26 protein-coding genes and 1 tRNA gene are annotated in these 26424 nt (G+C 35.6%); 18 read left to right on the top strand and 9 right to left on the bottom strand.

Annotated elements, in window-relative coordinates:
• The 3 genes from ICG50_RS00985 to ICG50_RS00995 form a co-directional block, all read right to left on the bottom strand.
• Complete coding sequence (locus tag ICG50_RS00985) at nt 1-1596, bottom strand: Ig-like domain-containing domain (protein WP_187659046.1); 1596 nt, start codon at nt 1594-1596, stop codon at nt 1-3.
• Nucleotides 1597-1718: 122 nt separating this feature from the next.
• Entirely contained in the window at nt 1719-2039 is a 321-nt protein-coding gene (locus tag ICG50_RS00990; RefSeq protein WP_187659047.1) for a hypothetical protein, read from the bottom strand.
• Nucleotides 2040-2112: 73 nt separating this feature from the next.
• Nucleotides 2113-2796, bottom strand: coding sequence for a ComF family protein (locus tag ICG50_RS00995; protein WP_187659048.1), 684 nt, complete (start codon nt 2794-2796; stop codon nt 2113-2115).
• Between the two features lie 97 nt (nt 2797-2893).
• Between ICG50_RS00995 and ICG50_RS01000 the strand changes: the two genes are divergently transcribed.
• The 8 genes from ICG50_RS01000 (at nt 2894) to ICG50_RS01035 (ending at nt 12474) form a co-directional block, all read left to right on the top strand.
• Nucleotides 2894-4435 (top strand): glycine--tRNA ligase, encoded by a 1542-nt coding sequence (locus ICG50_RS01000; RefSeq protein WP_187659049.1) that lies wholly within the window; start codon nt 2894-2896, stop codon nt 4433-4435.
• A 314-nt stretch (nt 4436-4749) separates the two neighbouring features.
• Nucleotides 4750-5634 carry a LytR/AlgR family response regulator transcription factor gene (locus tag ICG50_RS01005; RefSeq protein WP_187659050.1) on the top strand — a complete coding sequence of 295 codons (885 nt, stop codon included), beginning with the start codon at nt 4750-4752 and terminating at the stop codon, nt 5632-5634.
• Nucleotides 5635-5667: 33 nt separating this feature from the next.
• The gene (locus ICG50_RS01010) at nt 5668-6324 is read left to right on the top strand and encodes a response regulator (protein WP_187659051.1); all 657 of its coding nucleotides are present in this window, start codon (nt 5668-5670) and stop codon (nt 6322-6324) included.
• Nucleotides 6325-6648: 324 nt separating this feature from the next.
• Nucleotides 6649-7011: a hypothetical protein gene (locus tag ICG50_RS01015; protein WP_187659052.1), complete on the top strand. Its 363-nt coding sequence runs from the start codon at nt 6649-6651 to the stop codon at nt 7009-7011.
• 25 nt (nt 7012-7036) lie between these two features.
• Entirely contained in the window at nt 7037-9064 is a 2028-nt protein-coding gene (locus ICG50_RS01020; protein ID WP_187659053.1) for a tetratricopeptide repeat-containing sensor histidine kinase, read from the top strand.
• A 335-nt stretch (nt 9065-9399) separates the two neighbouring features.
• Nucleotides 9400-9672 carry a hypothetical protein gene (locus tag ICG50_RS01025; protein ID WP_187659054.1) on the top strand — a complete coding sequence of 91 codons (273 nt, stop codon included), beginning with the start codon at nt 9400-9402 and terminating at the stop codon, nt 9670-9672.
• 88 nt (nt 9673-9760) lie between these two features.
• Nucleotides 9761-11812 carry a tetratricopeptide repeat-containing sensor histidine kinase gene (locus ICG50_RS01030; RefSeq protein ID WP_187659055.1) on the top strand — a complete coding sequence of 684 codons (2052 nt, stop codon included), beginning with the start codon at nt 9761-9763 and terminating at the stop codon, nt 11810-11812.
• Nucleotides 11809-12474 carry a response regulator gene (locus ICG50_RS01035; protein WP_187659056.1) on the top strand — a complete coding sequence of 222 codons (666 nt, stop codon included), beginning with the start codon at nt 11809-11811 and terminating at the stop codon, nt 12472-12474. Before ICG50_RS01030 ends, ICG50_RS01035 begins: the two co-directional genes overlap by 4 nt.
• A gap of 186 nt (nt 12475-12660) precedes the next feature.
• On the opposite strand, the gene thiL is transcribed toward ICG50_RS01035, so the two are convergent.
• Nucleotides 12661-13707: a thiamine-phosphate kinase gene (gene thiL / locus ICG50_RS01040; protein ID WP_187659057.1), complete on the bottom strand. Its 1047-nt coding sequence runs from the start codon at nt 13705-13707 to the stop codon at nt 12661-12663.
• A gap of 100 nt (nt 13708-13807) precedes the next feature.
• Between thiL and ICG50_RS01045 the strand changes: the two genes are divergently transcribed.
• Nucleotides 13808-14734 (top strand): 1-phosphofructokinase family hexose kinase, encoded by a 927-nt coding sequence (locus tag ICG50_RS01045; RefSeq protein ID WP_187659058.1) that lies wholly within the window; start codon nt 13808-13810, stop codon nt 14732-14734.
• A 79-nt stretch (nt 14735-14813) separates the two neighbouring features.
• Here the strand turns inward: ICG50_RS01045 and lepA are convergent, their stop codons facing one another.
• A complete protein-coding gene (lepA, locus tag ICG50_RS01050) occupies nt 14814-16610 on the bottom strand; it encodes a translation elongation factor 4 (protein WP_187659059.1) in 1797 nt (598 codons plus the stop codon).
• Nucleotides 16611-16799: 189 nt separating this feature from the next.
• On the opposite strand from lepA, the gene dusB reads away from it, so the two are divergent.
• Nucleotides 16800-17792: a tRNA dihydrouridine synthase DusB gene (gene dusB, locus ICG50_RS01055; RefSeq protein ID WP_187659060.1), complete on the top strand. Its 993-nt coding sequence runs from the start codon at nt 16800-16802 to the stop codon at nt 17790-17792.
• Here dusB and ICG50_RS01060 read toward each other — a convergent pair.
• Nucleotides 17789-18988, bottom strand: coding sequence for an FtsX-like permease family protein (locus ICG50_RS01060; protein ID WP_187659061.1), 1200 nt, complete (start codon nt 18986-18988; stop codon nt 17789-17791). The genes dusB and ICG50_RS01060 overlap by 4 nt on opposite strands.
• A 1-nt stretch (nt 18989) precedes the next feature.
• The gene (gene rbfA, locus ICG50_RS01065) at nt 18990-19382 is read right to left on the bottom strand and encodes a 30S ribosome-binding factor RbfA (RefSeq protein WP_171221360.1); all 393 of its coding nucleotides are present in this window, start codon (nt 19380-19382) and stop codon (nt 18990-18992) included.
• 216 nt (nt 19383-19598) lie between these two features.
• On the opposite strand from rbfA, the gene mce reads away from it, so the two are divergent.
• Both mce and ICG50_RS01075 read left to right on the top strand, forming a co-directional pair.
• Complete coding sequence (mce, locus tag ICG50_RS01070) at nt 19599-20000, top strand: methylmalonyl-CoA epimerase (protein WP_187659062.1); 402 nt, start codon at nt 19599-19601, stop codon at nt 19998-20000.
• Nucleotides 20001-20106: 106 nt separating this feature from the next.
• Nucleotides 20107-20180 (top strand) — tRNA-Ile (locus ICG50_RS01075).
• 192 nt (nt 20181-20372) lie between these two features.
• Here ICG50_RS01075 and ICG50_RS01080 read toward each other — a convergent pair.
• Together ICG50_RS01080 and ICG50_RS01085 are read right to left on the bottom strand one after the other, a co-directional pair.
• Complete coding sequence (locus tag ICG50_RS01080) at nt 20373-20579, bottom strand: hypothetical protein (RefSeq protein ID WP_187659063.1); 207 nt, start codon at nt 20577-20579, stop codon at nt 20373-20375.
• 77 nt (nt 20580-20656) lie between these two features.
• Nucleotides 20657-21247, bottom strand: coding sequence for a riboflavin synthase (locus ICG50_RS01085; protein ID WP_187659064.1), 591 nt, complete (start codon nt 21245-21247; stop codon nt 20657-20659).
• Nucleotides 21248-21307: 60 nt separating this feature from the next.
• Here ICG50_RS01085 and pdxA point away from each other — a divergent pair, with 60 nt between their 5' ends.
• The 6 genes from pdxA to accC all read left to right on the top strand — a co-directional run bounded on the left by pdxA (nt 21308) and on the right by accC (nt 26291).
• Nucleotides 21308-22354 (top strand): 4-hydroxythreonine-4-phosphate dehydrogenase PdxA, encoded by a 1047-nt coding sequence (gene pdxA, locus ICG50_RS01090; RefSeq protein WP_187659065.1) that lies wholly within the window; start codon nt 21308-21310, stop codon nt 22352-22354.
• An 85-nt stretch (nt 22355-22439) separates the two neighbouring features.
• Nucleotides 22440-22979: a YceD family protein gene (locus tag ICG50_RS01095; protein WP_187659066.1), complete on the top strand. Its 540-nt coding sequence runs from the start codon at nt 22440-22442 to the stop codon at nt 22977-22979.
• 9 nt (nt 22980-22988) lie between these two features.
• Nucleotides 22989-23183, top strand: coding sequence for a 50S ribosomal protein L32 (gene rpmF / locus ICG50_RS01100; protein ID WP_121312109.1), 195 nt, complete (start codon nt 22989-22991; stop codon nt 23181-23183).
• A 158-nt stretch (nt 23184-23341) separates the two neighbouring features.
• Complete coding sequence (locus tag ICG50_RS01105) at nt 23342-24343, top strand: beta-ketoacyl-ACP synthase III (protein WP_187659067.1); 1002 nt, start codon at nt 23342-23344, stop codon at nt 24341-24343.
• A 24-nt stretch (nt 24344-24367) separates the two neighbouring features.
• The gene (gene accB, locus ICG50_RS01110; RefSeq protein ID WP_187659068.1) at nt 24368-24847 is read left to right on the top strand and encodes an acetyl-CoA carboxylase biotin carboxyl carrier protein; all 480 of its coding nucleotides are present in this window, start codon (nt 24368-24370) and stop codon (nt 24845-24847) included.
• A 97-nt stretch (nt 24848-24944) separates the two neighbouring features.
• Entirely contained in the window at nt 24945-26291 is a 1347-nt protein-coding gene (gene accC, locus ICG50_RS01115; RefSeq protein WP_187659069.1) for an acetyl-CoA carboxylase biotin carboxylase subunit, read from the top strand.
• The last annotated feature ends 133 nt before the right edge of the window (nt 26292-26424 follow it).

The following is a 26424-nucleotide window of genomic DNA, read 5'->3' on the forward strand; positions in this document are numbered from 1 at the left end:
CTATCCGCCAAGATTAAACGGCTGAATCCAATCCCAATTGGGACGAACATCAATTTCTCCCGGTAGATAAATCACCTCTTCCGTTTGCCGTTTTTCTTGGAAGCTTCCCGTGTCCCAAACCTTATTTTTGTTGTTATCGTAGATGATTCTCAAAGTATATTTTGAAGGTTCAATGGCGTCAAAAGTAATAGTTGTAGCACTTTCCGAATATTCTGTGTATTTGACTTTCCCCTCTTTATCTGTAAGTTGCACAATCAAGGGAAAACTATTCACATTTTCCAAAACAACCTTTAAATTGGCATAATCAGAACTGTTTTTGGTACTGACTTTATAAGTTAACGTATCATTTTCTCTTTCAAAAAAATCAGTCATGGCGCCAGGCATTGCTTTTATGGTATATCGTTCCAACGGTTCTCTTTTAAAATCCAAGTATAATTTTTGATTGAAATCATCATATTCGGTTGTAAAATTAATCGCGACAGAATCTTTATTGGTGATACTTATTTTAGCTTTATCCAATTTCACAATAGGTGTCGTACTGTTCAAAACATATCGTTCTCGAAGGGGCAAATTACCCGAAAAATCAGCACTAAAAGAGAGCGTGTCTGCTTTTGCGGCTTTCATTTTAACAATAAAATCGGTTTTATATTGGTCTTTTTCAACATTTACTTGAAGCGAATCTGCTTTTAGGGGTTTGAACCAAATTTGCAACGAATCCTTTTTAGGCATTTGAGTGACTATTGACGGAATGATTTCAGTACCATTTTTAACGATTACTTTAGTGTCTTTACCTTTGCCTTCATAACCCATTACCATTCTTGATTTTGCAGCCAATGATGGTTTGAAAGCTTTAAAAGGTAAAGTTTCTTTGAATAATTCTAATTCAAAAATGGTATCATTGGGTATGGTAATGTATTGTTTTTGAAAACCAATCTTGTCTGATTTCGGGTTAAAAACATTATTGTTGTTGTCTTTCAAAGCTACCAAAAGGTATTTTCCTTCTTTCAAATTTTCGAGCTTGACTACTTGCAAACTATCTAAAGTATTGGTAATATATCTTGGTGTCTCTTTATAGATAGTAGAATCGTTAAACTTTTCATTGATTTCATACAACATTACCGATACAAAATTATCGGTTTTCCTTTCCAAAGCGTCTTTGACCTTCACACTCAACGCCAAGGAATCAATATAACTGCCGGTAGAAAAAACGTATTTGAATTGGGAATACGGATTGCCTTCGTTATTGTCTTCTATACTTTGACCAAAATTAAAACTGTAAGTAGTATTTGGCTGCAAAGTGTCTTTTATTTTGATCGTCAATGTTTTGCTGGCACTGTAAGGCAAAATCTCCGGTTGATTTTTCATAGGAGGCGAAATAATCAACTGTTTGTTGGCATTTTTGAGCTTTACATATTCATCAAAAACCAACTTGATTTCTTTTCCGGTAAAATTGGTGGAGAAATTTTTCGGCAAACTCGATTTTAAAACCGGCGCAAGGGTATCCTTATCTCCACCGGTAATCGAGCCACGCTTGGCGCAACCAATGGTTAAAAGCACCAGCAGTAAAGAAAAATATTTGAAGTTCTTGTTGGGCATAAAGCATTTTTTCAATGCACAAAATAACAATTATATTTAGTGCGAATGAAATGTTTTAGCCGAAACTTAACAAATTGGGTCTTGCTCCATTATTTATAAAGCTATTTCCCGTTGCACTATGGTCAATTATACGATAGTACAAAGAGTCCAACCAAACCAGCTACTATTGATAAAGGTAACGCTACAGTCTTGACTACTGAGAATTTTCTTTTTTTGATCTCTGTAATATCATTTATAGGAATTTGTTTTTCCTCAAAATCTTCTGAAACAAGTATAGTGTTGTCTTTGACATTATGAAAAACTACTTTGGAATACTTTTGATTTCGTTCAATCTTGTATGTTTTTCCGGTTTCCATCTTTGCTGGGTCGTTTTCCATGGCTTTGTAGCTAAAACAACTTTGGAGTAAAATTAAAAGGGCAATTCCTAAAAATATTTTTCTCATATCTATAAATTTAAGGAGTTAATACATCACGAATATAGGAAAATATTTTCATTTTATAAATTTTTGTAAAAAATTAGCTATGTGACATGGCCATGCAAATGATACTGATTTTGGCATTCGGAATTTTTAAGAGTTCTCGACTACAAGCTTCCAGTGTTGAGCCGGTCGTAATCACATCATCTATCAACAAGAAATGCTTGCCATGATGATTTTCGGAAAAAGTAATGTCGAAAATTGTGTTGCTAATCTCTGCTCTGCCTAAAAGTGACTTCTTGGTTTGGGTTTTGGTGTATAATTTTCGATACAAAATGCTTTCTTCATAGGGAATGGCTAAATTTTGTGCCAATGCTTTGCCGAACATTGTCACTTGATTATAACCTCGTTCTCGAAACCTTCTCTTATGCAACGGAACCGGAATGATGTAATCGATGTTTTTTAGTGGTTCCACATCTTTTAATTCTGCTGCATACCAATCGCCCACAATGGTTCCGATTTCTTGATGCCCTTTGTACTTTAATTGGTGCATCATTTCCTGAACAATGCCTTTTTTGTGGAAATAAAATAACGCGGCACCAAACTCTAACGGGATTCTCCCATAGAACTTTTGGAACATTTCGTTCTCTTGATTTTTGTGGAAATTAGTCAGCGGAATTTCATGCCGGCAATGCGTACAAATCACCAATTCGTCACTCAATAAAAAGGAATGACAACCGGCGCACGATTTTGGAAAAAATAAATTCAGCAAGTGATTCCACATAAAAAAGTAATTTTCTTACATAAAATTATAAAAAAATTCTATTCTAATTGATTTTTAGGCCTTTTTTTATCATCACTTTTTATATTTTTGCAGCATTATGGCAAAACAAGAAGATTTATTTAAGAATGTAGTTTCGCATGCAAAAGAGTACGGCTTTATTTTCCCGTCGAGCGAAATATATGATGGTTTGAGCGCAGTATATGATTACGCGCAAAACGGCGTCGAATTAAAAAAGAACATAAGAGAATATTGGTGGAAAGCTATGGTGCAAATGCATGAAAATATTGTTGGTCTTGATGCCGCGATTTTGATGCATCCGACCACTTGGAAAGCTTCGGGTCACGTGGATGCGTTTAACGATCCGTTGATTGACAATAAGGATTCTAAAAAAAGATACAGAGCCGACGTTTTAATTGAGGATTATGCCGAAAAATTAAACCTGAAAGCCAAAAAAGAAATTGAAAAAGCCCGCGAGCGTTTTGGCGCTTCTTTTGACGAAGAGCAATACAAAACGACCAATCCGCGAGTGATGGAATATTTGGCCAAAGAGCGTGAAATTCTGGAAAGAATGGGTCGTTCGCTTGGTGCCGGAGATTTAGAAGATGTAAAAGCCTTAATCGAAGAACTGGAAATTGCCGATCCGGAAACCGGATCGAGAAATTGGACGGATGTGAAGCAATTCAACTTGATGTTTGGCACCAAACTCGGAGCTTCAGCTGAAAATGCTATGGATTTATACTTGCGTCCGGAAACCGCTCAAGGTATTTTCGTGAATTTCTTAAACGTGCAAAAAACCGGAAGAATGAAGATTCCGTTTGGTATTGCGCAAACCGGGAAAGCTTTCCGTAACGAGATTGTAGCGCGTCAGTTTATTTTCCGTATGCGTGAGTTTGAACAAATGGAAATGCAGTTTTTTGTAAAACCGGGTGAAGAAATGAAATGGTACGAGTACTGGAAAGATACCCGTTTGAAATGGCATTTGTCCTTAGGTTTAGGCAAAGAAAATTATCGTTTCCACGACCACGAAAAATTAGCGCATTATGCCAATGCGGCTTCCGATATTGAATTTAATTTCCCTTTTGGTTTTAAAGAATTGGAAGGTATTCACTCGAGAACCGATTTCGATTTGAAAGCACACGAACAATTTTCGGGTAAAAAACTGCAATATTTTGATAACGAGACCAATTCAAACTACGTTCCTTATGTAGTAGAAACTTCCGTTGGTTTGGACAGAATGTTCTTGTCGGTTTTCGCTACTTCTTTAAAAGAAGAAACTTTAGAAGATGGTTCAACACGAACGGTTTTACGTTTGCCGTCTGTTTTGGCGCCGACCAAAGCTGCGGTTTTACCATTGGTGAAAAAGGATGGTTTACCGGAAGTCGCTCAAAAAATCATCGAAGATTTGAAATGGGATTTCAACGTAGCTTATGACGAAAAAGATGCGGTTGGTCGTCGTTACCGAAGACAAGATGCCTTGGGGACGCCTTTCTGTATTACGGTGGATCACCAAACCTTAGAAGATGAAACGGTAACCATTCGCCACCGAGATACTATGGCGCAAGACCGCGTTAAGATATCGGCATTGAGAGACATTATCGGCAATGAAGTTTCTATGAGAAATTGGTTGATGAAGATGTAACATTATAGTATTCATTCCTGCAAAGGATAAAAACCAAAATCCCAAATTCTAATAAGAATTTGGGGTTTTCTATTTTTGTAAGTATTTATCCTGAATAAAATCCACATATCAACAGATTAGGCGTTTCTGTCAACAATTTGAAAAACAAAAAATTCGATGGTATATTTTCGTTACAACGAAAATCGATTCGTTTGGTCGTTTTTATTTTTGTTTTTAATTTTTAATACTAATATTTAGTTTAACATAAAGTTTCCCCAAAACTACCTGTTAATTTAATCAGAAAATGCTGTCCCTAAATCAACGGATAAGCGTTAATGAGCCACACTTATATAATTATTGATGACAATCAAGACGATGTCACGAAAACTCAGATTATAGCTGAGCGCTTTCGTAACTTGTCTTTCGTCGCTTCTGCCAATAGTTATGACGAAGGAGTGAATCTTATTTTAGAACACCAACCCCATCTTGTTTTTCTCGAGATTGATCCTTCAGACAAAAAGAGTAATCTTGCTTTGTCACTAATAAACGAGTTGTATCGTTATTTAAGTGTTGTACCCAAAATCATCATTACAACTTCTAAAAAAGACATGGCCTACGAAGCCTTGAAATATGAAGTGGTTGATTATTTGCTGAAACCATTAGACATTAATGATTTCAGAAAAGCAATTTTGAAATTTGACCGCGCTATTAAATCGGACTTACCACATATGGAACTGAAAAATCCGGTGGCAACTTTTGAAGTATTGGATGAGACGATGACCGAAGCACCGGAAACTGCTGAACATGATGTTGAATTGAAAAGCATTCCGGTATCAGCTGAAATGCCGATTGTCGAACAAAAACAACAATCACTTATAATATGTATTAAGTCGTACGGCGATTACCGATACATTGACTCAAATGATGTATTGTACTTTGAAGCCGATAACAATTCGACTGATATTCACCTTAATAATGGTGAAATGATAACTGCTTTTAAAACTTTGAAGCATTTCGAAACCGTTTTACCGCAAACCCAATTTCTTCGTATTCATAACAGTTACATTATTAATGTGGACCAAGTTTCGAGGATTCATACCGGAAATACCGTTTGCTACATTAAAAACTCCACCACCAAATTACCGTTCTCAAAATCCTATAAAGACAATGTCGATTTGATTATTACTCGCATCGCCGGCGGAAATTATTTGGAGATATAGAAGAAAAATAGTACGTTTACTAAAATTTAGAATATGGAAGTAAATGTATTAATGATTGATGATCATCCTCCGATTATTGAAGGGTATAAATCCATACTGTCATACAATTCCCATGGTTATGTCCTTAATATTACTACAGCTTTAAGTTGTGAGTCAGCCTATGAGTTGATTTCAACTACAAAAAATTCATTTGAAATCGTTATGATAGATTACACAATGCCGCCTTATTTAGAGCGAAATATCGAATGTGGTACCGACTTAGTTCCAATCATTCGAAAATATTTAGGACAATCTAAAATCATGATATTGACTTCCCATTCGGAGTCATTTTTGCTCTTAAAGCTATTAAACGAATGCAATCCTGAAGGATTGTTGGTAAAAAGTGACATTATGGCTGAGGAATTTCTAGAGGCTTTCGATGCCGTTGTAAGAGGCGAAAACTATTATAGTAGTACCATTACTCGTCTCAAACAAGAGGTAAAAGAAACTGCCAAAGTTCTCGATAGTTATAACAGACAAATAATTATGTTATTGGCACAAGGAATTAAAACCAAAAACCTTCCCGACTATCTATATCTTTCAAAAAGTGCAGTTGACAAAAGGAAAGCTTTTATCAAAGAATTTTTCTGCATTGAAAAAGGCAACGATGAAGACATCCTAAGAGAAGCTCGAAAAAAAGGATTAATATAGCTGTTGCATTCTCTAAATCAACATTTTTATCGATTTTAGAAAAATGTACACTTTTAGTGTACCTAAAAGTCATTTTCATCCATTAATTTTACCTCAATAAAAAACTCAATTTTATTATGGGTAATAAAAGCAAGACTCACCATCTTGACATGTAGCTAAATCTGAGTGGTATCATATTTGGTGAAAATTAATTGAAATTTGTTCTGTTTATTTTGGGTTTGTTATTAAACAGGAGTATGCAAAAACCAACCTAAATGCAGCCTTGGCTTTGATGTTTGGACGACTTAAAGCTCGGGCTGTATTGTTTTAACCGATGACTGATTTATGAGACCATTATTTATTATACTATTCTTTGTACTGTTTTCTTCTTTAGGTTTTGCCCAAGATAGCGACCAACAAGAATATGCTTATTTAAAAATAAAAACCGGTGAAGAAACCATTACCTATGAATTTGATTCTGTTATTGACTTTAATGAAAATACTGAGAAAATATTAAACGAAATCACAGTATCTCATCCTACTAATAAAAAAGAAAAAGAACCTTTACTTACCATTGAAATCTCATTCACCATTACTTCTAAGAATGAGTCGAGTACCATAACGGGTTCTATTACCGCAGCTCATTCTTCAATAATCGCTTCTGCAAAAAAGCTTCAAACACAATTGCTGGCAATAGCAATAGGATAATTATATTTTTAATTAAATTGGCTACATGAACAAAAGCGCTGGGTTTTTTATACTTATTTTAATCATCATTTTAGGTTGTAACTCTAAATCAACCCATAAAACAAGCAACGCCACCAACGACTCTATTCAAAAATACCTTGACTTAGCCGGGAATGATACTTTAGATTTTGATAAAAGAATAAAGTACAATGATAAAGCATTAGGGTTTTTGGATTTGGAGAGGAATGATAGTTTGAGTAGGGAATATTTGAGTAGAGTTAATTATTTATATTTAAAAGCAAATAATTTTCAAAGTTTTGAAAAAGTAATAAACCATTACAAAATCAAAGTTTTTGAAAAAAATGATAGTTTAGGAATTGCAAGATATTATAAATACAAAGGGCATTATCATCATTTTAAGAACGCAAATGACTCTGCTTTTTACAATTACATTGAAGCTGAAAAGATTTTTCAATTTTTGGATAATAAATATGAGATTGCTCTAATAAATCTCAACAAATCATTTATACAAAACAACATAAACGACTATTTAGGAGGTGAACTCTCTGCTAAAAAAGCACATAATTACTTTAAAGAAAAAAAATTTTATAATAAAGAATTTAAAAGTTTAATTTCACTTGGTAATATTTATCAATCAATAGGTGTAAATGAGAATGCCATAAAATGCTATAAAGATGCAATGAATTTAATTGATAAAATTGATGATTATGATTATGTTGAAAAAAACCCTAAAGTAACTTGTCTAAACAATATTGGAAATGTTTATAGAGAACAAAATAACTTTAAAAAAGCGATATTTTATTTTAACCTCGCCCTGAAAGAAAAAAAAATAACTGAAAAAGACCCTGTATTATATGGGTTATTGTTAAATAATTTGGGCTATTGTTATTTAAAAACAAATCAAAAAGGGACAAAAAATTTATTTGTAAAGGCACAAAAAATTTTTGATAGTATCGGGTTAAAAGATGAGAATGCTATCTGTAATATTAATCTGTCTGAATATTTTTCCAAAAAAGGTGATTCGTTAAAAGCTAATTTTCATGCTGAACTAGCTTTAAAATTAGCTAAAGAATCAAAAGCTTCTTATTACTACTTAACCGCCTTAAGTCATGCCGGAAGTATCAACTCAAAGAAAGCACCTAATTACATTAAAGAGTACCATCGGGTTAACGACAGTATGCTATTTGCGGAAAGAACCGCCAGAAATGAATATTATAAAATTCAGTTAGACACAGACGAAATAGCACAACAAAAAGACACTGCGGTTAAACAGAAATCAATTCTGATTTTAATCGCTGCTCTTCTTTTTTGTATTTGTTTCTTGATTTTTATTATTGCCCGCCAAAGATTAAAACAAAAAGAATTCCGGTTAAAACAAACCGAACAAAATGCCAGTGAAGAAATATACCAACTCATGCTTGTCCAAGAGGATAAAGAAGAAAAAGTACGTCAATTAGAAAAAAAGCGAATCGGACTTGAATTGCATGACGGGATTTTAAATAAGCTGGTCAGCACTCGGCTTAATCTTTCCATATTATCCATTAGTCATGATGAAGGGACGGTTAAAAAATGCTTAGACTACATCAAGAGCATTCAAAGTATAGAAAACGAGATTCGGAATGTTGCCCATGATTTAAACCAAGATTCCTTTTCAGACTCCAATAGCTTCAGCAAGCTGTTAAACAACTTAACGGAAGACCTGAACGCAACAACCAAGACATTGTTTAAACTTGAATTCAATGATGCCATGGATTGGAATAACGTTTCCAATAGCAAGAAGATGAATTTGTACCGTATTACACAAGAAGCTAGCCACAACATTATCAAACACGCCAAAGCGAAGAATGCCGAAATCAATATTGTAATGGATGACCATAAAATAAACCTCTCGATTATTGACAACGGAATTGGGTTAAAGCCATCCCGATCTGAAAATGGAATTGGGTTAGAAAATATGAAGCACCGCATAAAAAATTTAAATGGTAAATTTAAAATTACTTCACAGCCCAACCTAGGAACTTCTATCCATATCACAATTCCCAAAATTGACTAATTGAATAGTCGAGATATATTCTTTTACTCCCAAGAGAATAATATTGCTGTTTGCAACTTTAAAATATGCCTCAATCGCAACTTCTTTAAACAACGTTGTTAACATATCCTGAAAATTATCAACATTTTTAGGAAAATTGCCAAAATCATCCACCCGAATTTGACTATCATTCACTCACAAACGAGGTCATTCTACCATAAACACCAATATATATAGGGATTCCCAGAGACATCCTTTTTAGTTTTACATCGTGAAAGTGTGAAAGCCCTCAAATCATTTAAAGCCCACACTCATTAAAACGAAACAAAAACATTAACAATAAAAAGTCTCAAATTATGAAAAAATTAGCAACAACTTTCGGACTATTGGCTTTAATGCTTGTAGTTACTTCATTTACCACTCCAGTAGATACAGGTGGTAGAACTCCAGGTGGTATGGGTTACACTCTTGAAACAGGTGGTAGAACTCCAGGAGGTATGGGTTACACTCTTGAAACAGGTGGTAGAACTCCAGGAGGTATGGGTTACACTCTTGAAACAGGTGGTAGAACTCCAGGAGGTATGGGATTCAATTTAGAAAGAGGATCTGTTATGCCAAGCGTAAACTAAAAAATTAAAAAAATATTATTTAAGCTATCAAGATTTCTTGGTAGCTTTTTTTTATTGTATATATTTACCTTTTATAAAAAAGACAACTTTGAAAAAAGGATTATTTATAATTATAATGCTGTTTTTTTTGGGATGTAAACAAAAAAAAACAACTAACCTTGGTTTAAATAAAACTAAAGACAGTTTATCTTATTTTAGTAAAGAGTTATCAGATGACAGAAAAAATCTTGAACAAAAAAAACAAGTTGTAAAAAAAACTTTGTCATACATTGAAGACAAAGAAAATTCACTTGAAAAAAGGGAAGTTCTCCTTTCAATAATATCCTTTCAAGTATTAAATCAGGAATATTATAAGTTTGATTATGTTTATAAATCTTTACTTGAAAATTCAATTCTCTCAAATGACTCTCTCAACATTGCTAATGCCTACCGTTTTAAAGCAAGTTATTTAAAAAATAATATTGTTTTTGATAGTGCTTTTTATTTTTATGGTAAGTCTGAAAAAATTTATAGTAAAATTAATGATCAAGAAAATTTAGGTAATGTTCTACTAAACAAAAGTGTTACGCAATATTTTGCAAATGATTTTCTCAAAGCTGACTTAACAGCAATAAAAGCATATAATATTCTCAAGAAACAAGACGATAAATATAAAATCTATTTGAATTTAACAGTTCTTGGAAACATAAACAATGAATTAAATGAGTATGAAAAAGCGCTTAATTACCACAAAAATGCTCTTGAGATAATTGAAAAATATAAAATAGATAATAATCAACATCCAAAAGCAACTTGTTTGAATAATATAGGTCATACCTATAAACTACAAAAAAAATATAATGAAGCTATAACTTATTTCAATTTAGCATTATCAAATAAAAATTTATTAGTCGACACACCTGATTTATATGTTTTATTACTCGACAATTTAGCTTATTGCAAACTAAAAATTAAGGACAATAGGGATTTACCTAAAATGTTTTTAGAATCATTGAATATAAGTGATAGTTTAAAACTTTACTCAAGTTCTATTTATAGCTTAAATCATCTTTCTGAATTTTACGCAGAAAAAAAAGATTATCAAAAAGCAAGAATTTACTCTACGAGAGCTGTAAATCTATCAAAATTGACGAAGTTGCCAGTTGATATTCTTAGCTCTTTAAAACAAAGTTCTTTAGTCTTCCCTCCAGAAGAAGCTAAGAAACTCTCGTTAAATTACATCAGGATTAATGATAGTCTTCAACAAGTTGAAAGAAAATCACAAGAAAAATTCGCACGGATCCAACTCGAAACCGACGAAATCATTCAAGAAAACGAAGGTTTAGCCGAGAGTAACAGAAACCTTCTCTATGTATTTGTGGTTTCATTCATCTTGGTAGTCCTATTGTTTGTCGTTAGAGCACAAAGAGCGAGAACTAGGGAGTTATTGTACAAACAAGCCCAACAAAAAGCCAACGAAGACATTTACAACCTCATGATGTCACAACAAGCTATTATTGATGAAAGTCGAAATAAGGAGAAAAAGCGTTTGGCTCAAGATTTACACGATGGTGTTCTGGGCAGAATGTTTGGTTTGCGCTTAAACTTAGACAGCTTAAATTCCAGTACTGAAGAAGATGCGGTTCGAAAACGTTTCGAATTATTAAACGAACTCAAAACCATCGAACAAGACATCCGCGAAATATCCCACGACTTAAATAGAGAAAAACAAGTTTTAATTAATAACTTTGTTTCTATCGTTCACAATTTATTAGAAGAACAAAAAACGGCATTTGAAGTGAATGTCAACTATACTATTGATGAAAATGTAGTTTGGGATAAAATAGGTAACGCCATCAAAATCAATTTATACCGTATCCTACAAGAAGGTTTGCAAAATATTAATAAGTATGCCAATGCTAAAAACATCTTGGTAGAGATAAAAGGCGATGAAGAAAATGTATATTTGAAAATCCAAGACGATGGCGTTGGATTCGATGTCAATAAGAAAAGTAAAGGAATCGGCATGCAAAACATGATATCCCGAACCAATGATTGCAAAGGAATCATCGACATCAATTCTAAAAAAGACAACGGAACCAAAATTGTAATTACTATTCCAATCGAAACAAAACAACCTATAATTGTAGAACAAGAATGAAAAGCCCTATCCAAATTTTAATCGTAGACGACCATCCCTTTATTATCGAAGCCTACAAAAATGCCATTAATAAATATGGCCAAAAAGGCTTTGATTTTGTGGTAACCCAAGCCAACAACTGTAAATCGGGCTACGAGAATATTATTGATGCAACTAAAAAATTTGATATTGCTTTTTTTGACATCAGTATGCCGGAATATGCCGAAAAAGGAATCTACTCCGGAGAAGATTTAGCCATGTTGATGAAAACCGAAATGCCGGAATGCAAAGTGATTTTGTTGACCATGCACACCGAATTACTTAAGATAAATAACATCATCAAAAACATCAATCCAAGTGGCTTAATCATTAAAAACGACTTGACTTTTGACGAGTTGCTTTTTGCTTTTGATAAAATCATTAACGACGAAAGTTATTACAGCCAAACCGTAATTAAATTAGTCGGTCAAGCCCAATACAATAATATCGAATTAGACGTTTTTGACAAACAAATCCTATTCCACTTATCAAAAGGGGTAAAAACTAAAGATTTACCAACCTATATACCGCTTTCCTTAAGCGCTATCGAAAAAAGAAAACTAAATATTCGCGAAATATTGGAAGTTGCAGGCGGAACAGATGTTGATTTAATCAGAGAAGCCAAGAATAAAGGTGTCATTTAACGATATTACGGGAAACCGTAACAAATATGCGGGAAACCGTAATTAAACGCTTAGCTACAATGACTAACTTAGCTGAATGATTTCAGGGTTAGTATTTGTAGAATTAATCCAGTAGTTATAAAACTTAAAACTACTACTTAATTTACAAGACTTAGGGGGAAGCGATACTTTCGGGTATCGCTTTTTTTATGCTTCCATAGCGTCCCAACCACGGGCTTTCAAAGGAATTTTGGTATTAGCTCTGGTAATTAAGTGTATGCCTTCGCTTTCTTGTGTTAAATGACCAATAACCGTAAAATTAGGATTGGCTTTGATTTTATCAAAATCTTCTATGGCAATTGTAAACAACAATTCATAATCTTCACCACCATTAATCGCAACAGTTGTCGAATCAATATTGAACTCTTCACAAACATTAATAAACTGTGGGTCAACCGGAATTTTCTCTTCGTATAAATTACAGCCGACTTTACTTTGCTTACAGATATGAATAATCTCCGAAGACAATCCATCCGAAATATCAATCATCGAAGTCGGTTTAACTTCTAGTTTTTCCAATAAAATTCTTATGTCATGACGCGCTTCCGGTCTTAATTGGCGCTCAATTAAATAAGTATACGCATCCAAATCGGGTTGGTTGTTTGGGTTTACCTGAAAGACTTGTTTCTCGCGTTCCAAAACCTGTAATCCCATGTAAGCTGAACCTAAATCACCTGTTACCACCAGTAAATCGCCCTCTTTCGCACCATCTCTGTAAACAAGTTCGTTTTCATTCGCTTCCCCAATGGCAGTAATCGAAATAATTAATCCTTTTTGAGAAGAAGTTGTATCGCCTCCAATAACATCCACATTATAAAATTTCGCCGCCAAAGCAATCCCATCAAACAGTTCTTCCAAGGCTTCCAGCGGAAAACGATTTGAAACCGCTACTGAAACGGTTATCTGAGATGGTTTTGCATTCATAGCGCAGATGTCGGAAACATTCACTACAACCGCCTTATAACCTAAATGACGCAATGGCATATAAGACAAATCAAAATGCACTCCTTCAATCAACAAATCAGTGGAAACGACTGCTTTTTTATCTTTAAAATCTAAAACAGCGGCATCATCGCCTATACTTTTCAAGGTCGAAGGTTGCTTTACATCAAAATTTTTAGTCAAATGGTCTATCAAACCAAATTCACCCAATTGTGATAATGAGGTACGTTGCGGTGTTTTATCTTCTAACATAGTTACTCGATTTTAGGTTGCAAAGTTACAAAGTTTTTTAGCCATAGTTTGCACAGATTCTCGTTGATTATTTGCAACTTTATAGGAATAAATTTTTACCATGAAATCACACCAAATTATAACGCTAACCCTCAATCCTTCATTAGACAAAAGCACTCATTTTTCCGGATTAGTGGCTGAACAAAAAATCCGTTGTGACAAACCAAGATACGATGCCGGCGGTGGCGGAATAAATGTTTCCAAAGCGATTGCCAAACTTGGCGGAAATTCTCTTTGTATCCATACTTCGGGCGGTTCGTCTGGCAAAATGTTAGAAGAATTAGTAAACAACGAAGGCATTGAAAGCCAAGTTATTCCAACACAAAATTGGACCCGCGAAAATTTCATCGCTTTTGAAAACCAAACTAAAGCACAATACCGATTTGGGTTTCCCGGAAATGAACTGACAGAAGCCGAAAAAGAAACCGTAATCGAAACCATCAAAGAAATAAAAACCAATTATTTAGTCCTCAGCGGAAGTTTAAATGAAGGTTTACCAACCCATTTTTATCAAATAATCGCTGAAACGGCAAAAGCTTCCGGAATAAAAGTAATTGTAGATACTTCAGGCGAAGCATTGCAGAAAGTGCTGGACAAAGGCGTTTATCTAATTAAACCCAACATTGGTGAATTGGCCAAATTAATCAGAGCAGAAAGATTAGCATTACCCGAAGTAGAAAAAGCAGCCAAAACCTTAATCAAAAAAGGAAGTGCTGAAATTGTAGTGGTGTCACTTGGAGCAGAAGGCGCCATTTTAGTCTCAAAAAACCAAACCGAATTTGTGGCTGCGCCAAAAGTTATAAAGAAAAGTACGGTAGGCGCCGGAGACAGCATGGTCGGTGGAATGGTTTGGGCTTTGTCACAAAATAAAACCTTAAAAGAAGTCCTGCAATGGGGTGTTTCCTGCGGAACAGCAGCTACTATGAACGAAGGCACTCAGCTTTTCAAAAAAGAAGACGCCGTGAAATTATTTGAAGGTATTCAGTAACAAAAAACCCAGCAACTTTCGCCATTGGGTTTCTTCTATATTCTCAGCTACTTAGTTACTCAGCAACTCAGTCAATTATTTAATCATTCAATTTTAAAACGGCCATAAACGCTTCTTGTGGAATTTCAACATTGCCTACTAAACGCATTCTTTTCTTTCCTTTTTTCTGTTTTTCCAACAGTTTACGCTTACGCGAAATATCACCACCATAACACTTGGCGGTAACGTCTTTACGCAACGCTTTGATTGTTTCACGAGCAATAATTTTTGCCCCAATCGCAGCTTGAATCGGAATGTCAAATTGTTGTCTTGGGATTAATTCACGCAACTTCTCGCACATTTTTTTACCAATATTGTAAGCATTACTTTCATGAATCAAAGCCGAAAGCGCATCAACCGATTGTCCGTTTAACAACACGTCTAATTTAACCAGTTTGGATTCTTTCATACCAATTGGCGTATAGTCAAACGACGCATAGCCTTTGGAAACTGTTTTCAATCTATCATAAAAATCGAATACAATCTCCGCCAATGGCATGTCAAAATTCAATTCTACTCTTTCTGTCGTTAAATAAGTTTGATTGGTAATCACACCACGCTTTTCAATACACAAACTCATTACGTTTCCAACATAATCAGATTTGGTAATGATAGTAGCTTTTATAAATGGTTCTTCCACTCTATCTAAACGAGAAGGTTCAGGTAAATCAGAAGGATTATTCACTACAAAAGGCGTAGTAGGTTCTTTTTTGGTGTAAGCCATATACGAAACGTTGGGAACCGTAGTAATTACGGTCATATCGTATTCGCGTTCCAAACGTTCTTGAATGATTTCTAAATGCAGCATTCCTAAGAATCCACAACGGAAACCAAACCCTAAAGCGGCTGAACTTTCCGGAGTAAACACCAAGGAAGCATCATTCAATTGCAATTTCTCCATCGAAGCACGTAAATCTTCGTAATCTTCAGTATCTACAGGATAAATTCCGGCGAAAACCATTGGTTTAACATCTTCGAATCCTGTAATCATATTGGTAGTTGGCGTTTTAGCATCGGTTAAAGTATCACCAACCTTTACTTCTTTCGCTTCCTTAATTCCTGATATTAAATAGCCAACATCTCCTGTAGAAATGACATTCTTAGGAACTTGATTTAACTTCAAAGTACCTACTTCATCGGCAAAATACTCATTGCCGGTCGCCATGAATTTGATTTTTTGACCTTTTTTTATTTCTCCGTTTTTGACACGGAAAATAACCTCGATTCCTCGGAAAGGATTGTAATGCGAATCAAAAATTAAGGCTTGTAAAGGCTCGTCTTTGTTTCCTTTTGGTGCCGGAATTTTTTCAATAATGGCAGCTAAAATATTTTCCACGCCAAAACCGGTTTTACCCGAAGCATGAATAATATCTTCCAATTTACAACCTAATAAATCGATAATATCATCGCTAACTTCTTCCGGATTAGCGCTTGGCAAATCCACTTTATTTAAGACCGGAATAATTTCCAAGTCGTTTTCTAAAGCTAAATACAAGTTAGAAATGGTTTGTGCCTGAATACTTTGCGCAGCATCAACAATCAAAAGCGCACCTTCACATGCGGCAATGGAACGAGAAACTTCATAGGAGAAATCAACGTGTCCGGGAGTATCAATAAGGTTCAGAATATAATCTTCGCCTTTGTACTTATATTCCATCTGAATGGCGTGACTCTTAATGGTAATGCCACGCTCGCGTTCTAAGTCCATGTTGTCCAACAACTGGGCTTTCTCTTCACGAGCAGTAACGGTTTGTGTAGCACCAAGCAATCGGTCCGCAAGCGTACTTTTTCCGTGGTCAATGTGTGCAATAATGCAAAAATTTCTAATATGCTTCATCTTCGTAAATCTGTCATTTTTTAGCTGCGCTCTGTTCGGCTTATGGCCTCGGGTGGGCAAAAACACGTTTGCGTTTAATCGGCAAATATAGGCTAAATTCATCAGTTTCAAAACGCAAAAAAAGTCTTTGTTCGTTTGTCTTTCTTCTATTCTCTTAAAAATCGTATTTTTGCCAAAAAAAATTAAAGCATGCCCAAAATCGGCAACATTTTATTACCTGATTTCCCTTTGCTACTTGCGCCTATGGAAGATGTGAGCGATCCTCCATTCCGCAGACTTTGTAAGTTACACGGTGCTGATTTGATGTACTCAGAATTCATCTCTTCCGAAGGCCTGATTCGCGATGCGATGAAAAGCCGAATGAAATTGGATATTTTCGATTACGAACGTCCTGTTGGCATTCAGATTTTTGGTGGTGATGAAGAAGCGATGGAGATGTCTTCAAGAATTGTTGATGCAGTACAACCTGATTTAGTGGATATTAATTTTGGCTGTCCGGTTAAAAAAGTAGTTTGCAAAGGCGCCGGTGCCGGAGTTTTAAAAGATGTCGATTTGATGGTGCGTTTGACCAAAGCTGTTATCAAAGGAACTTCGCTTCCGGTTACGGTAAAAACGCGTTTGGGTTGGGATGAAAATTCCATCAATATTGATGAAGTTGCCGAACGTTTACAAGATATTGGGGTACAAGCTTTGACGGTTCATGCCCGAACCCGTGCCCAAATGTACAAAGGTCATTCAGATTGGTCGCACATTCAAAGAATCAAAGAAAACCCAAGAATTACCATGCCTATTTTCGGAAACGGAGATATTGATTCGCCCGAAAAAGCATTGGAATACAAAAACAAATACGGTTTAGACGGGATGATGATTGGTCGCGCTGCGATTGGTTATCCGTGGATTTTTAACGAAATCAAACACTACTTCAAAACCGGAGAACATTTGGCACAACCCACAATGACCGATAGAGTCGAAGCCGCCAGAAATCATTTAACTTGGTCAATGGATTGGAAAGGAGAACGCGTTGGGATTGTAGAAATGCGCCGTCATTACACCAATTATTTTAAAGGAATTCCCAACTTCAAGGAACACCGTTTAAAATTGGTTACCCTAGAATCCGCTGAAGCATTATTCAAAGCTTTGGACGAAATTCAAGATGTATATTCGGGTTTTCAGTTTGTTTAATCCAACAACTTTTTGCTTACTCTACTACTCGCAATCCAACTGGAAATAAAACCCAAAGAGATGATTGTCAAGAAAACAATCAACACATTTTGAACACTAAAAACCACCGGATAAGCCAAGGTTTCAGTGATCATAACCAAACTAAACTGTTGCTGAATCACCACAATAATTATTCCCAAAAGCAATCCGATAATACCGCCAAAAACACTCAGTAAACTGCCTTGCAACAAGAAAATTCTCTTCAAATCTTTAATTTCTGAACCCAAATTGTAGAGTGTTTTCAAGTTAGATTTTTTATCCAAAACCATCATAATTAGCGCTCCTATTAAGTTAAAAAGCGCAATAATGATTACCAAAGTAAAGATCAAATACACCGCTATATTCTCGGTGTTCAACATTTTGTATAGAGTCGCGTTTTGCTGCGCTCTGTTTTTGATGTCGACTTTATTTTGAAAAAGTGTATTCAGTTTTTCAATGACATTCGCTTCATCAACATTGGGTTTCAGCTTAATCTCCACACCCGAAATCTGATTCGGTTTTAATTCTAATAAATATTGCGCCAAAATCAAATCACAAAACACATATTTACTATCTAAATCTTCACTAATGGCATAAATTCCTATCGGAATCAACTTGGCTTTGTTGAACGCTTCGGCTTCACTTTCAATAACGCCTTTGCCCTTTCTCGGGACATAAACCTCAAACGGATTATTAAAATCAAAAAGGCCTAAAGACAATTTCTCTGAAATTCCATAACCAATAACAACCTGAACCGTATTGGGCTCTAACCATTTTCCATTAATCAAATTTTGATCTACCACATTGGTTTTGGTAAAATTGGCATCGACACCTTTTAAATAAGTCACTTGTTCTTTGCCGTCAAAAAAGAAAAGCACTCGTTCTTCCACAACTTTACTGAAAGAAGCAACGCCTTCCATGCTTTTGAGTTGGGATTCTTGTTCGGGTGAAATAACAAAAGATTTTCCTGAAATGGGATTGACTTTTAAATCGGGATCAAAGTCATTGGAAAAAGACAAACTAAAAACCCGCAATCCGCTAAAAACAGAAAGCACCACAAACAAAGCCATGGCGCCAACAATAATTCCTACCGAAGCGATACCCGTAATAATATTAATAGCATTGTTTTTACTTTTGCTAAAAAGGTATCGTTTGGCTATGTATAGCGAAAAGTTCAAATTAGAATTTCTTGCGTTTGTCTAAAAGGTCGCGGTTTTCAATCGGATTTTCTTTTCCGGCCAAAGCATTGTCAATTTTTTCAATGTAATCCAACGAATCGTCGATATAAAAAGCTAAATTCGGCACTTTGCGCAATTGTAGTTTTACTCTTTGCGATAAATCATGCTTAATCAAAGGCGCATTGGTTTTAATGGCTTCCAATAAATCTTTAGCCTTATCTTGTGGAAAAACGCTCAAATACACTTTGGCAATCGACAAATCGGTAGTCACGCTTACTTTTGAAACTGAAATCACCAAGTTAGAAATACCGTTTTTACGCACTTCTCCTTGAAGAATATCTACCAAATCCTTTTGCAATACACTGCCAATTTTTTTCTGTCTGTTCGTTTCCATGGGGCAAAAATACAACTTTTAAGTTAGAAAGTAACTGAGCAACTGAGTAACTGAGTTTTTTTCAGGAGCTATTCCTGCTGTCCGTTATATCTTTTTCCGGCTAAAAATCCGTAAAAAGGATGCCACTTCCATCAGGGCTAATTTGTGAAATCCTTATCTTTGAATTTTTAATCTGCTCAGCGACTCAGTCCCTCAGCAACTCAGTAACTCCATAAAATGAGAAAAATAGAACATATCGGCATCGCCGTAAAAAGCCTGGAAACTTCCAACCTGCTTTTCGAAAAACTCTTCGGAAATCCGCCTTATAAAGAAGAAGAAGTCGCCAGTGAAGGCGTAAAAACTTCTTTTTTCCTGAACGGGCCAAACAAAATTGAACTCCTCGAAGCCACCAATCCAGAAAGCCCAATTGCTAAATTTCTAGAAAAAAAAGGCGAAGGCATTCACCACATCGCTTTTGATGTAGAAGACATCCTTTCTGAAATGGAACGCTTAAAAAATGAAGGCTTCACCATCTTAAATGAAACGCCTAAAAAAGGTGCTGATAATAAGCTGGTTGCATTCTTACATCCAAAAGGCACTAACGGCGTTTTGATTGAACTTTGTCAAGAAATCCGCTAAAAATAGTTGCAACGAAACAAAAATAGTAGTAATATTGCAACCTCTAAATAAAGCCATGGCTTTATTCACTGAACTCCAAAACCAATAAAAGTCAGTGAAGTAAACCGGTCCTATAGCTCAGTTGGTTAGAGCACCTGACTCATAATCAGGTGGTCCTTGGTTCGAGCCCAAGTGGGACCACAGTAAAAAAGACCTCCTTTTGAGGTCTTTTTTATCTAATTTAAAATCCCATAAAGGGAAATTTTCGTTAATTAGAAATAGGATTATGTCATAATTTTTAGAAATAAAATACTAATTCACTTTAGAATCAGTACTTTTGGACATTAAATTTCTATTAACATAATGGATTAAATATTTAATTTATTTTGGAGATTAGATTTTTTTTATACTTTTACGCACTATGAAAATTGTCCCGAATAGAATAATTACCATTCTGGTTTTGCTTTTGTGGAGTTTCGCAAGCCATGCTGCGCCTGCTGAACCACCGCAACCATCACTGCCGCCACCCCCGCCTGGCTTGCCTTTGGACGGAGGTGTATTGATATTGATGGCCATTTCATTAGCCTTCGGATTATACAAAATTTACCAATTGAACATAAAAAAAGCATCCCGTTAAAAGGATGCTTTTTTCTTTATAAATGCACGAATTTTAAAAATTAGTGCCTCAAAGAAGACAATCGTGCCACGTATTTTCCCACAACATCAAATTCTAAATTTATTTTTGTGCCTATTTTGAACGATTTAAAATTAGTGTGTTCATAAGTGTAAGGAATAATTGCTACACTAAATTCATTTTCTTTAGAATTCACAACAGTCAAACTAACTCCATTTACCGTGATTGATCCTTTTTCAATGGTAATATTGTTTAATTGTTTATCGTATTCAAAAGTAAAATACCAACTCCCATTCGCTTCTTCAATTGATTTACAAATTCCGGTTTGGTCCACATGCCCTTGAACTATATGTCCGTCTAGCCTATCTCCTAATTTCATGGCGCGTTCTAAATTGAGCAAATCACCAACTAGCCAATCCGCAAGATTGGTTTTTTCAATAGTTTCTCTAATGGCCGTTACAGTGTATTCGTCATTATTGATGGCTACTACAGTGAGACAAACACCATTGTGAGCTACACTTTGGTCAATTTTTAACTCATGAGTTATGGCAGAAGAAACCGTTATATGAACATTATCCTGGTCTTTTTTAATTTCTTTGACTATTCCAAGGGTTTCAATTATTCCTGTAAACATTATGGTTTTATTTTACTAAATTTGCACTTCAAAATTAGCAATAAATAACTAGTCCTTCTTATGAAAAAAGCAGAAAATATCATCGTTGGGATTTCAATTGGAGATTTAAACGGTATTGGAAGCGAAGTAATCCTTAAGACTTTTGAAGATTCCAGGATGCTGGAGCTTTGCACACCGGTTATTTTTGCCAATGTAAAAGTGCTTTCGTTTATCAAAAAAACTTTGGAACTCACTGCTCCGTTGCACGGTATTGATAAGATTGAGCAATTGGTTGTTGGTAAAATCAATGTGTTGAATATTTGGCGAGAAGGTGTTGATTTGAATTTTGGGCAAAATGATGAAAACATCGGAAAGTATGCCATAAAATCATTTGTCGCTGCTACCAAAGCTTTAAAAGAAAATCATATTGACGTTTTAGTTACAGCGCCTATTAATAAATATAATATACAATCCGAAGAATTTAAATTTCCGGGACATACTGATTATTTAGACCAAGAATTAGAAGGAAATGCTTTGATGTTAATGGTTCAGGACAACTTAAGAGTAGGTTTATTGACTGACCATATTCCTGTAAACGAGGTAGCCAAACATTTGACTGAAAAATTAATCATTCAAAAAGTAGAAACCATCAAACAATCTTTGATTCAAGATTTTGGTATTAACAAACCTAAAATTGCAGTTTTAGCTTTGAATCCACATGCAGGAGACAATGGCGTGATTGGCAAAGAAGATGACGAAATTTTGAAACCATCATTAAAAAAATTATTTGAAAAAGGCACTTTGGTTTTTGGCCCATTTGCTGCCGATGGTTTTTTTGGGAGCAACCAATATGATAAATACGATGCAGTAATTGCTACTTATCACGACCAAGGATTGATTCCGTTTAAAACTTTGTCTTTTGGGAATGGTGTAAATTACACCGCCGGTTTAAATAAAATCAGGACATCTCCCGATCATGGAACGGCCTATGAAATCGCCGGAAAAGGAATTGCCGATTACAATTCATTTAAGGAAGCGGTTTACACAGCGATTGATATCTATAATTCTAGATTTCAACACTTGGAAATCAGCAAGAACCCCTTGAAAACAAAAGAAAAACAGTTATAAACAAAAAAATGTTCATAAGGTTATTGGAATTCCAATAATTTTATATCTTTGCACTCCCGAAATGTCGGGTCAAATTGTTGTTTAGATGAAAAGTACAAATGAATATTTAATTCCTTTTGTAGGGTTAAAATTAGGAAAGCATCAGTTTGAGTTTAAAATAAACAAAAAGTTCTTTGACGAATTTAGTTTTGATGAATTCGAAAGTTGTGATATTGACGTAGAGGTTGTCTTAGACAAAAAATCAACTATGTTGGAAATCAGCTTTAAACACAAAGGAACTGTAAACGTTCCCTGTGACTTAACCGGAGAACCATTTGATTTACCTATCAAAGGAAAAATTAAATTGGTAGTACAGTTTGGTGAAGAATTCAACAATGATAATGATGAATTATTGATATTGCCTCATGGCGAACATCAAATAGATTTATCGCAATACATTTATGAAATGATTGTATTGTCTGTGCCTCTCAAAAGAGTTCATCCCGGTGTAAAAGACGGCACATTACAAACAGAAGCATTGAAAAAACTAAACGAATTACAAGTTAAAGAAGTAAAAGAAGTAAAAAAAGAAGATGATATTGACCCGCGTTGGGACAAATTAAAACAACTATTAACGGATAAATAATATAGTACAATGGCACATCCTAAGAGAAAAATCTCGAAAACTAGAAGAGACAAAAGAAGAACTCATTATAAAGCAACTGTTGCTCAAATCGCTACTTGCCCGGTAACCGGTGAAGCGCATTTATACCACAGAGCATACTGGCATGAAGGAAAAATGTATTACAGAGGACAAGTTGTTATTGATAAATCAGTAGCTGTTGCTTAATTAAGGTTTTTTTACAAAACAAACTCCCACTTTATGGGAGTTTTTTGTTTTCATTAATTTTAGCAAATATCCAATCCTAATCAGCTTAGGTATAAAATTTTTTTGTAATTTCCACAACTTTACGATTTAACAAAATCGACTGGAAAAATACCATTTTTATGACTAAAATTACAGCCGCAATAACCGCAGTTGGAGCTTATGTTCCGGAATTTGTACTCTCAAATCAAGTACTGGAAACTATGGTTGATACCAATGACGAATGGATTACCACTCGCACCGGAATCAACGAAAGAAGGCTTTTAAAAGAAAAAGGTAAAGGCACTTCACATATGGCCATCAAAGCCGCTCAAGATTTAATTTCCAAAGCCAATATCAATCCTGAAGAAATCGACCTGGTTATTATGGCTACGGCAACTCCGGATATGCCGGTCGCAGCCACAGGTGTTTACGTAGCTAGTCAAATTGGTGCGGTAAACGCTTTTGCCTATGATTTACAAGCGGCTTGTTCGAGTTTCTTATTTGGCATGTCGAATGCTGCAGCTTACATAGAATCAGGAAGATACAAAAAAGTACTGTTAATTGGTGCCGATAAAATGTCTTCCATCATTGATTATACTGATAGAGCTACTTGTATCATCTTTGGTGATGGTGCAGGTGCGGTTTTATTTGAACCAAACTATGAAGGTTTAGGTCTTCAAGACGAATTTTTAAGAAGCGACGGAATCGGTAGAGAATACCTAAAAATTGATGCCGGTGGTTCAATCCTTCCTCCAACAGCCGAAACGGTTGCCAACGGACAGCACTTTGTTTTTCAAGACGGAAAAACCGTTTTCAAATACGCCGTTTCAGGCATGGCAGATGTTAGTGAAAAAATAATGGAGCGCAACAACTTAACCAAAGACGATGTCAATTGGTTAATTGCACACCAAGCTAACAAAAGAATTATAGATGCGACTGCAAACCGAATGGGCTTGGATGAAGAAAAAGTCTTAGTAAATATTCAAAAATACGGCAATACAACCTCAGCTACATTACCTTTGCTGTTGAGTGATTTTGAAAATCAATTTAAAAAAGGCGATAATTTAATTTTTGCCGCATTTGGTGGTGGATTCACTTGGGGTTCTATCTACTTAAAATGGGCATACAACAAACAACAATAAAACTAATTCTAAAACTAACTAATTATGGATTTAAAAGAAATTCAAAACCTAATCAAATTTGTATCCAATTCCGGGGTTGCTGAAGTAAAGTTAGAGACAGGTGACATTAAAATTACAATCCGAACTACCTTAGAAGGCAATTCACCTGATATCACTTATGTGCAACAAGCGCCAATGCAACAAGCCATTGCTGCTCCTGCTGCTGTTGCTCCAGTTGCTGCTGCACCGGTTGCCGCTGCTCCTGCTGCTGATGACAACTCAAAATATGTTACTATAAAATCACCAATGATTGGAACATTCTACCGCAAACCATCTCCGGACAAACCGGTATTTGTGGAAGTTGGTAGTACTATCCAAAAAGGTGACGTACTTTGTGTAGTTGAAGCGATGAAGTTGTTCAACGAAATCGAAGCAGAAATCACCGGTAAAATCGTTAAGATTTTAGTAGACGATATGTCTCCGGTAGAATTTGACCAACCGTTATTCTTGGTAGATCCATCTTAAACTATTTTAAATTATGAATTATAAATTATAAATGATGGCAAGCTGTCAATTATAATAATTTAAAATTTAAAATTTCTAATTTAAAATTCTTAAAAAGATGTTTAAAAAAATATTAATTGCCAATAGAGGGGAAATTGCGCTTCGCGTCATCAGAACCTGTAAAGAAATGGGCATCAAGACTGTGGCGGTTTACTCTACGGCCGATGCGGAAAGTTTACACGTAAAGTTTGCAGACGAAGCCGTTTGTATTGGACCACCGCCAAGTAATTTATCTTACTTGAAAATGTCGAATATCATTGCGGCTGCCGAAATCACTAATGCCGATGCCATTCATCCGGGTTATGGTTTCTTGTCTGAAAATGCGAAATTCTCTAAGATTTGTCAGGAACACGGCATCAAGTTTATTGGTGCTTCGCCTGAAATGATTGACCGTATGGGTGACAAAGCTTCGGCTAAAGCGACCATGAAAGCGGCCGGAGTTCCTTGTGTTCCCGGTTCTGACGGTTTATTAGAATCTTACGAGCAAGCTTTAGAATTGTCTAAAGGTATGGGCTTCCCGGTAATGTTGAAAGCTACTGCCGGTGGTGGTGGAAAAGGAATGCGTGCCGTTTGGAAAGAAGATGAATTATTAAAAGCGTGGGAAAGTGCGCGTCAGGAATCAGCGGCAGCGTTTGGGAATGACGGGATGTATTTGGAGAAATTAATCGAAGAGCCACGCCATATTGAAATACAAGTAGTAGGTGATTCTTATGGAAAAGCCTGTCACTTATCAGAAAGAGATTGTTCGGTGCAACGTCGTCACCAAAAATTGACTGAGGAAACGCCGTCTCCGTTTATGACGGACGAATTGAGAACTAAAATGGGTGAAGCCGCTGTAAAAGCCGCAGAATTCATTAAATATGAAGGTGCCGGAACAGTAGAATTCTTGGTGGACAAACACCGAAATTTTTACTTTATGGAGATGAACACTCGTATCCAAGTAGAACACCCAATTACGGAACAAGTTATTGATTACGATTTGATTCGTGAGCAGATATTAGTTGCGGCCGGTGTGCCAATTTCGGGTAAAAATTATTTACCGCAATTGCACTCTATAGAATGTCGTATTAACGCTGAAGATCCGTACAATGACTTCCGTCCTTCACCGGGTAAAATTACCGTTTTACATGCGCCGGGTGGACACGGAGTGCGTTTAGATACTCACGTTTACGCTGGTTATACTATTCCGCCGAATTATGACTCGATGATTGCCAAGTTGATTACAACTGCGCAAACCAGAGAAGAAGCCATCAACAAAATGAAGCGTGCTTTGGATGAGTTTTACATTGAAGGGATTAAAACAACCATTCCATTCCACAGACAATTGATGGAAGAGCCGGATTATGTAGCCGGAAATTACACTACGAAGTTTATGGAAAGTTTTAAAATGAACGATCCGGAATAGATAGAAAATAGAAACCCAACTTGAGAGAGTTGGGTTTTTTGTTGGGCTAAGTTTCCAAAAATTAAAACGGCTTTCCCTTTAGCCCCGATTGTAGCTAGCTACCGTGTAGCGCGGAAAGCGGGAATATGGATGG

The sequence above is a fragment of the Flavobacterium buctense genome, from assembly GCF_014486695.1.
In the GTDB taxonomy this organism is placed as follows: Bacteria; Bacteroidota; Bacteroidia; order Flavobacteriales; family Flavobacteriaceae; genus Flavobacterium; species Flavobacterium buctense.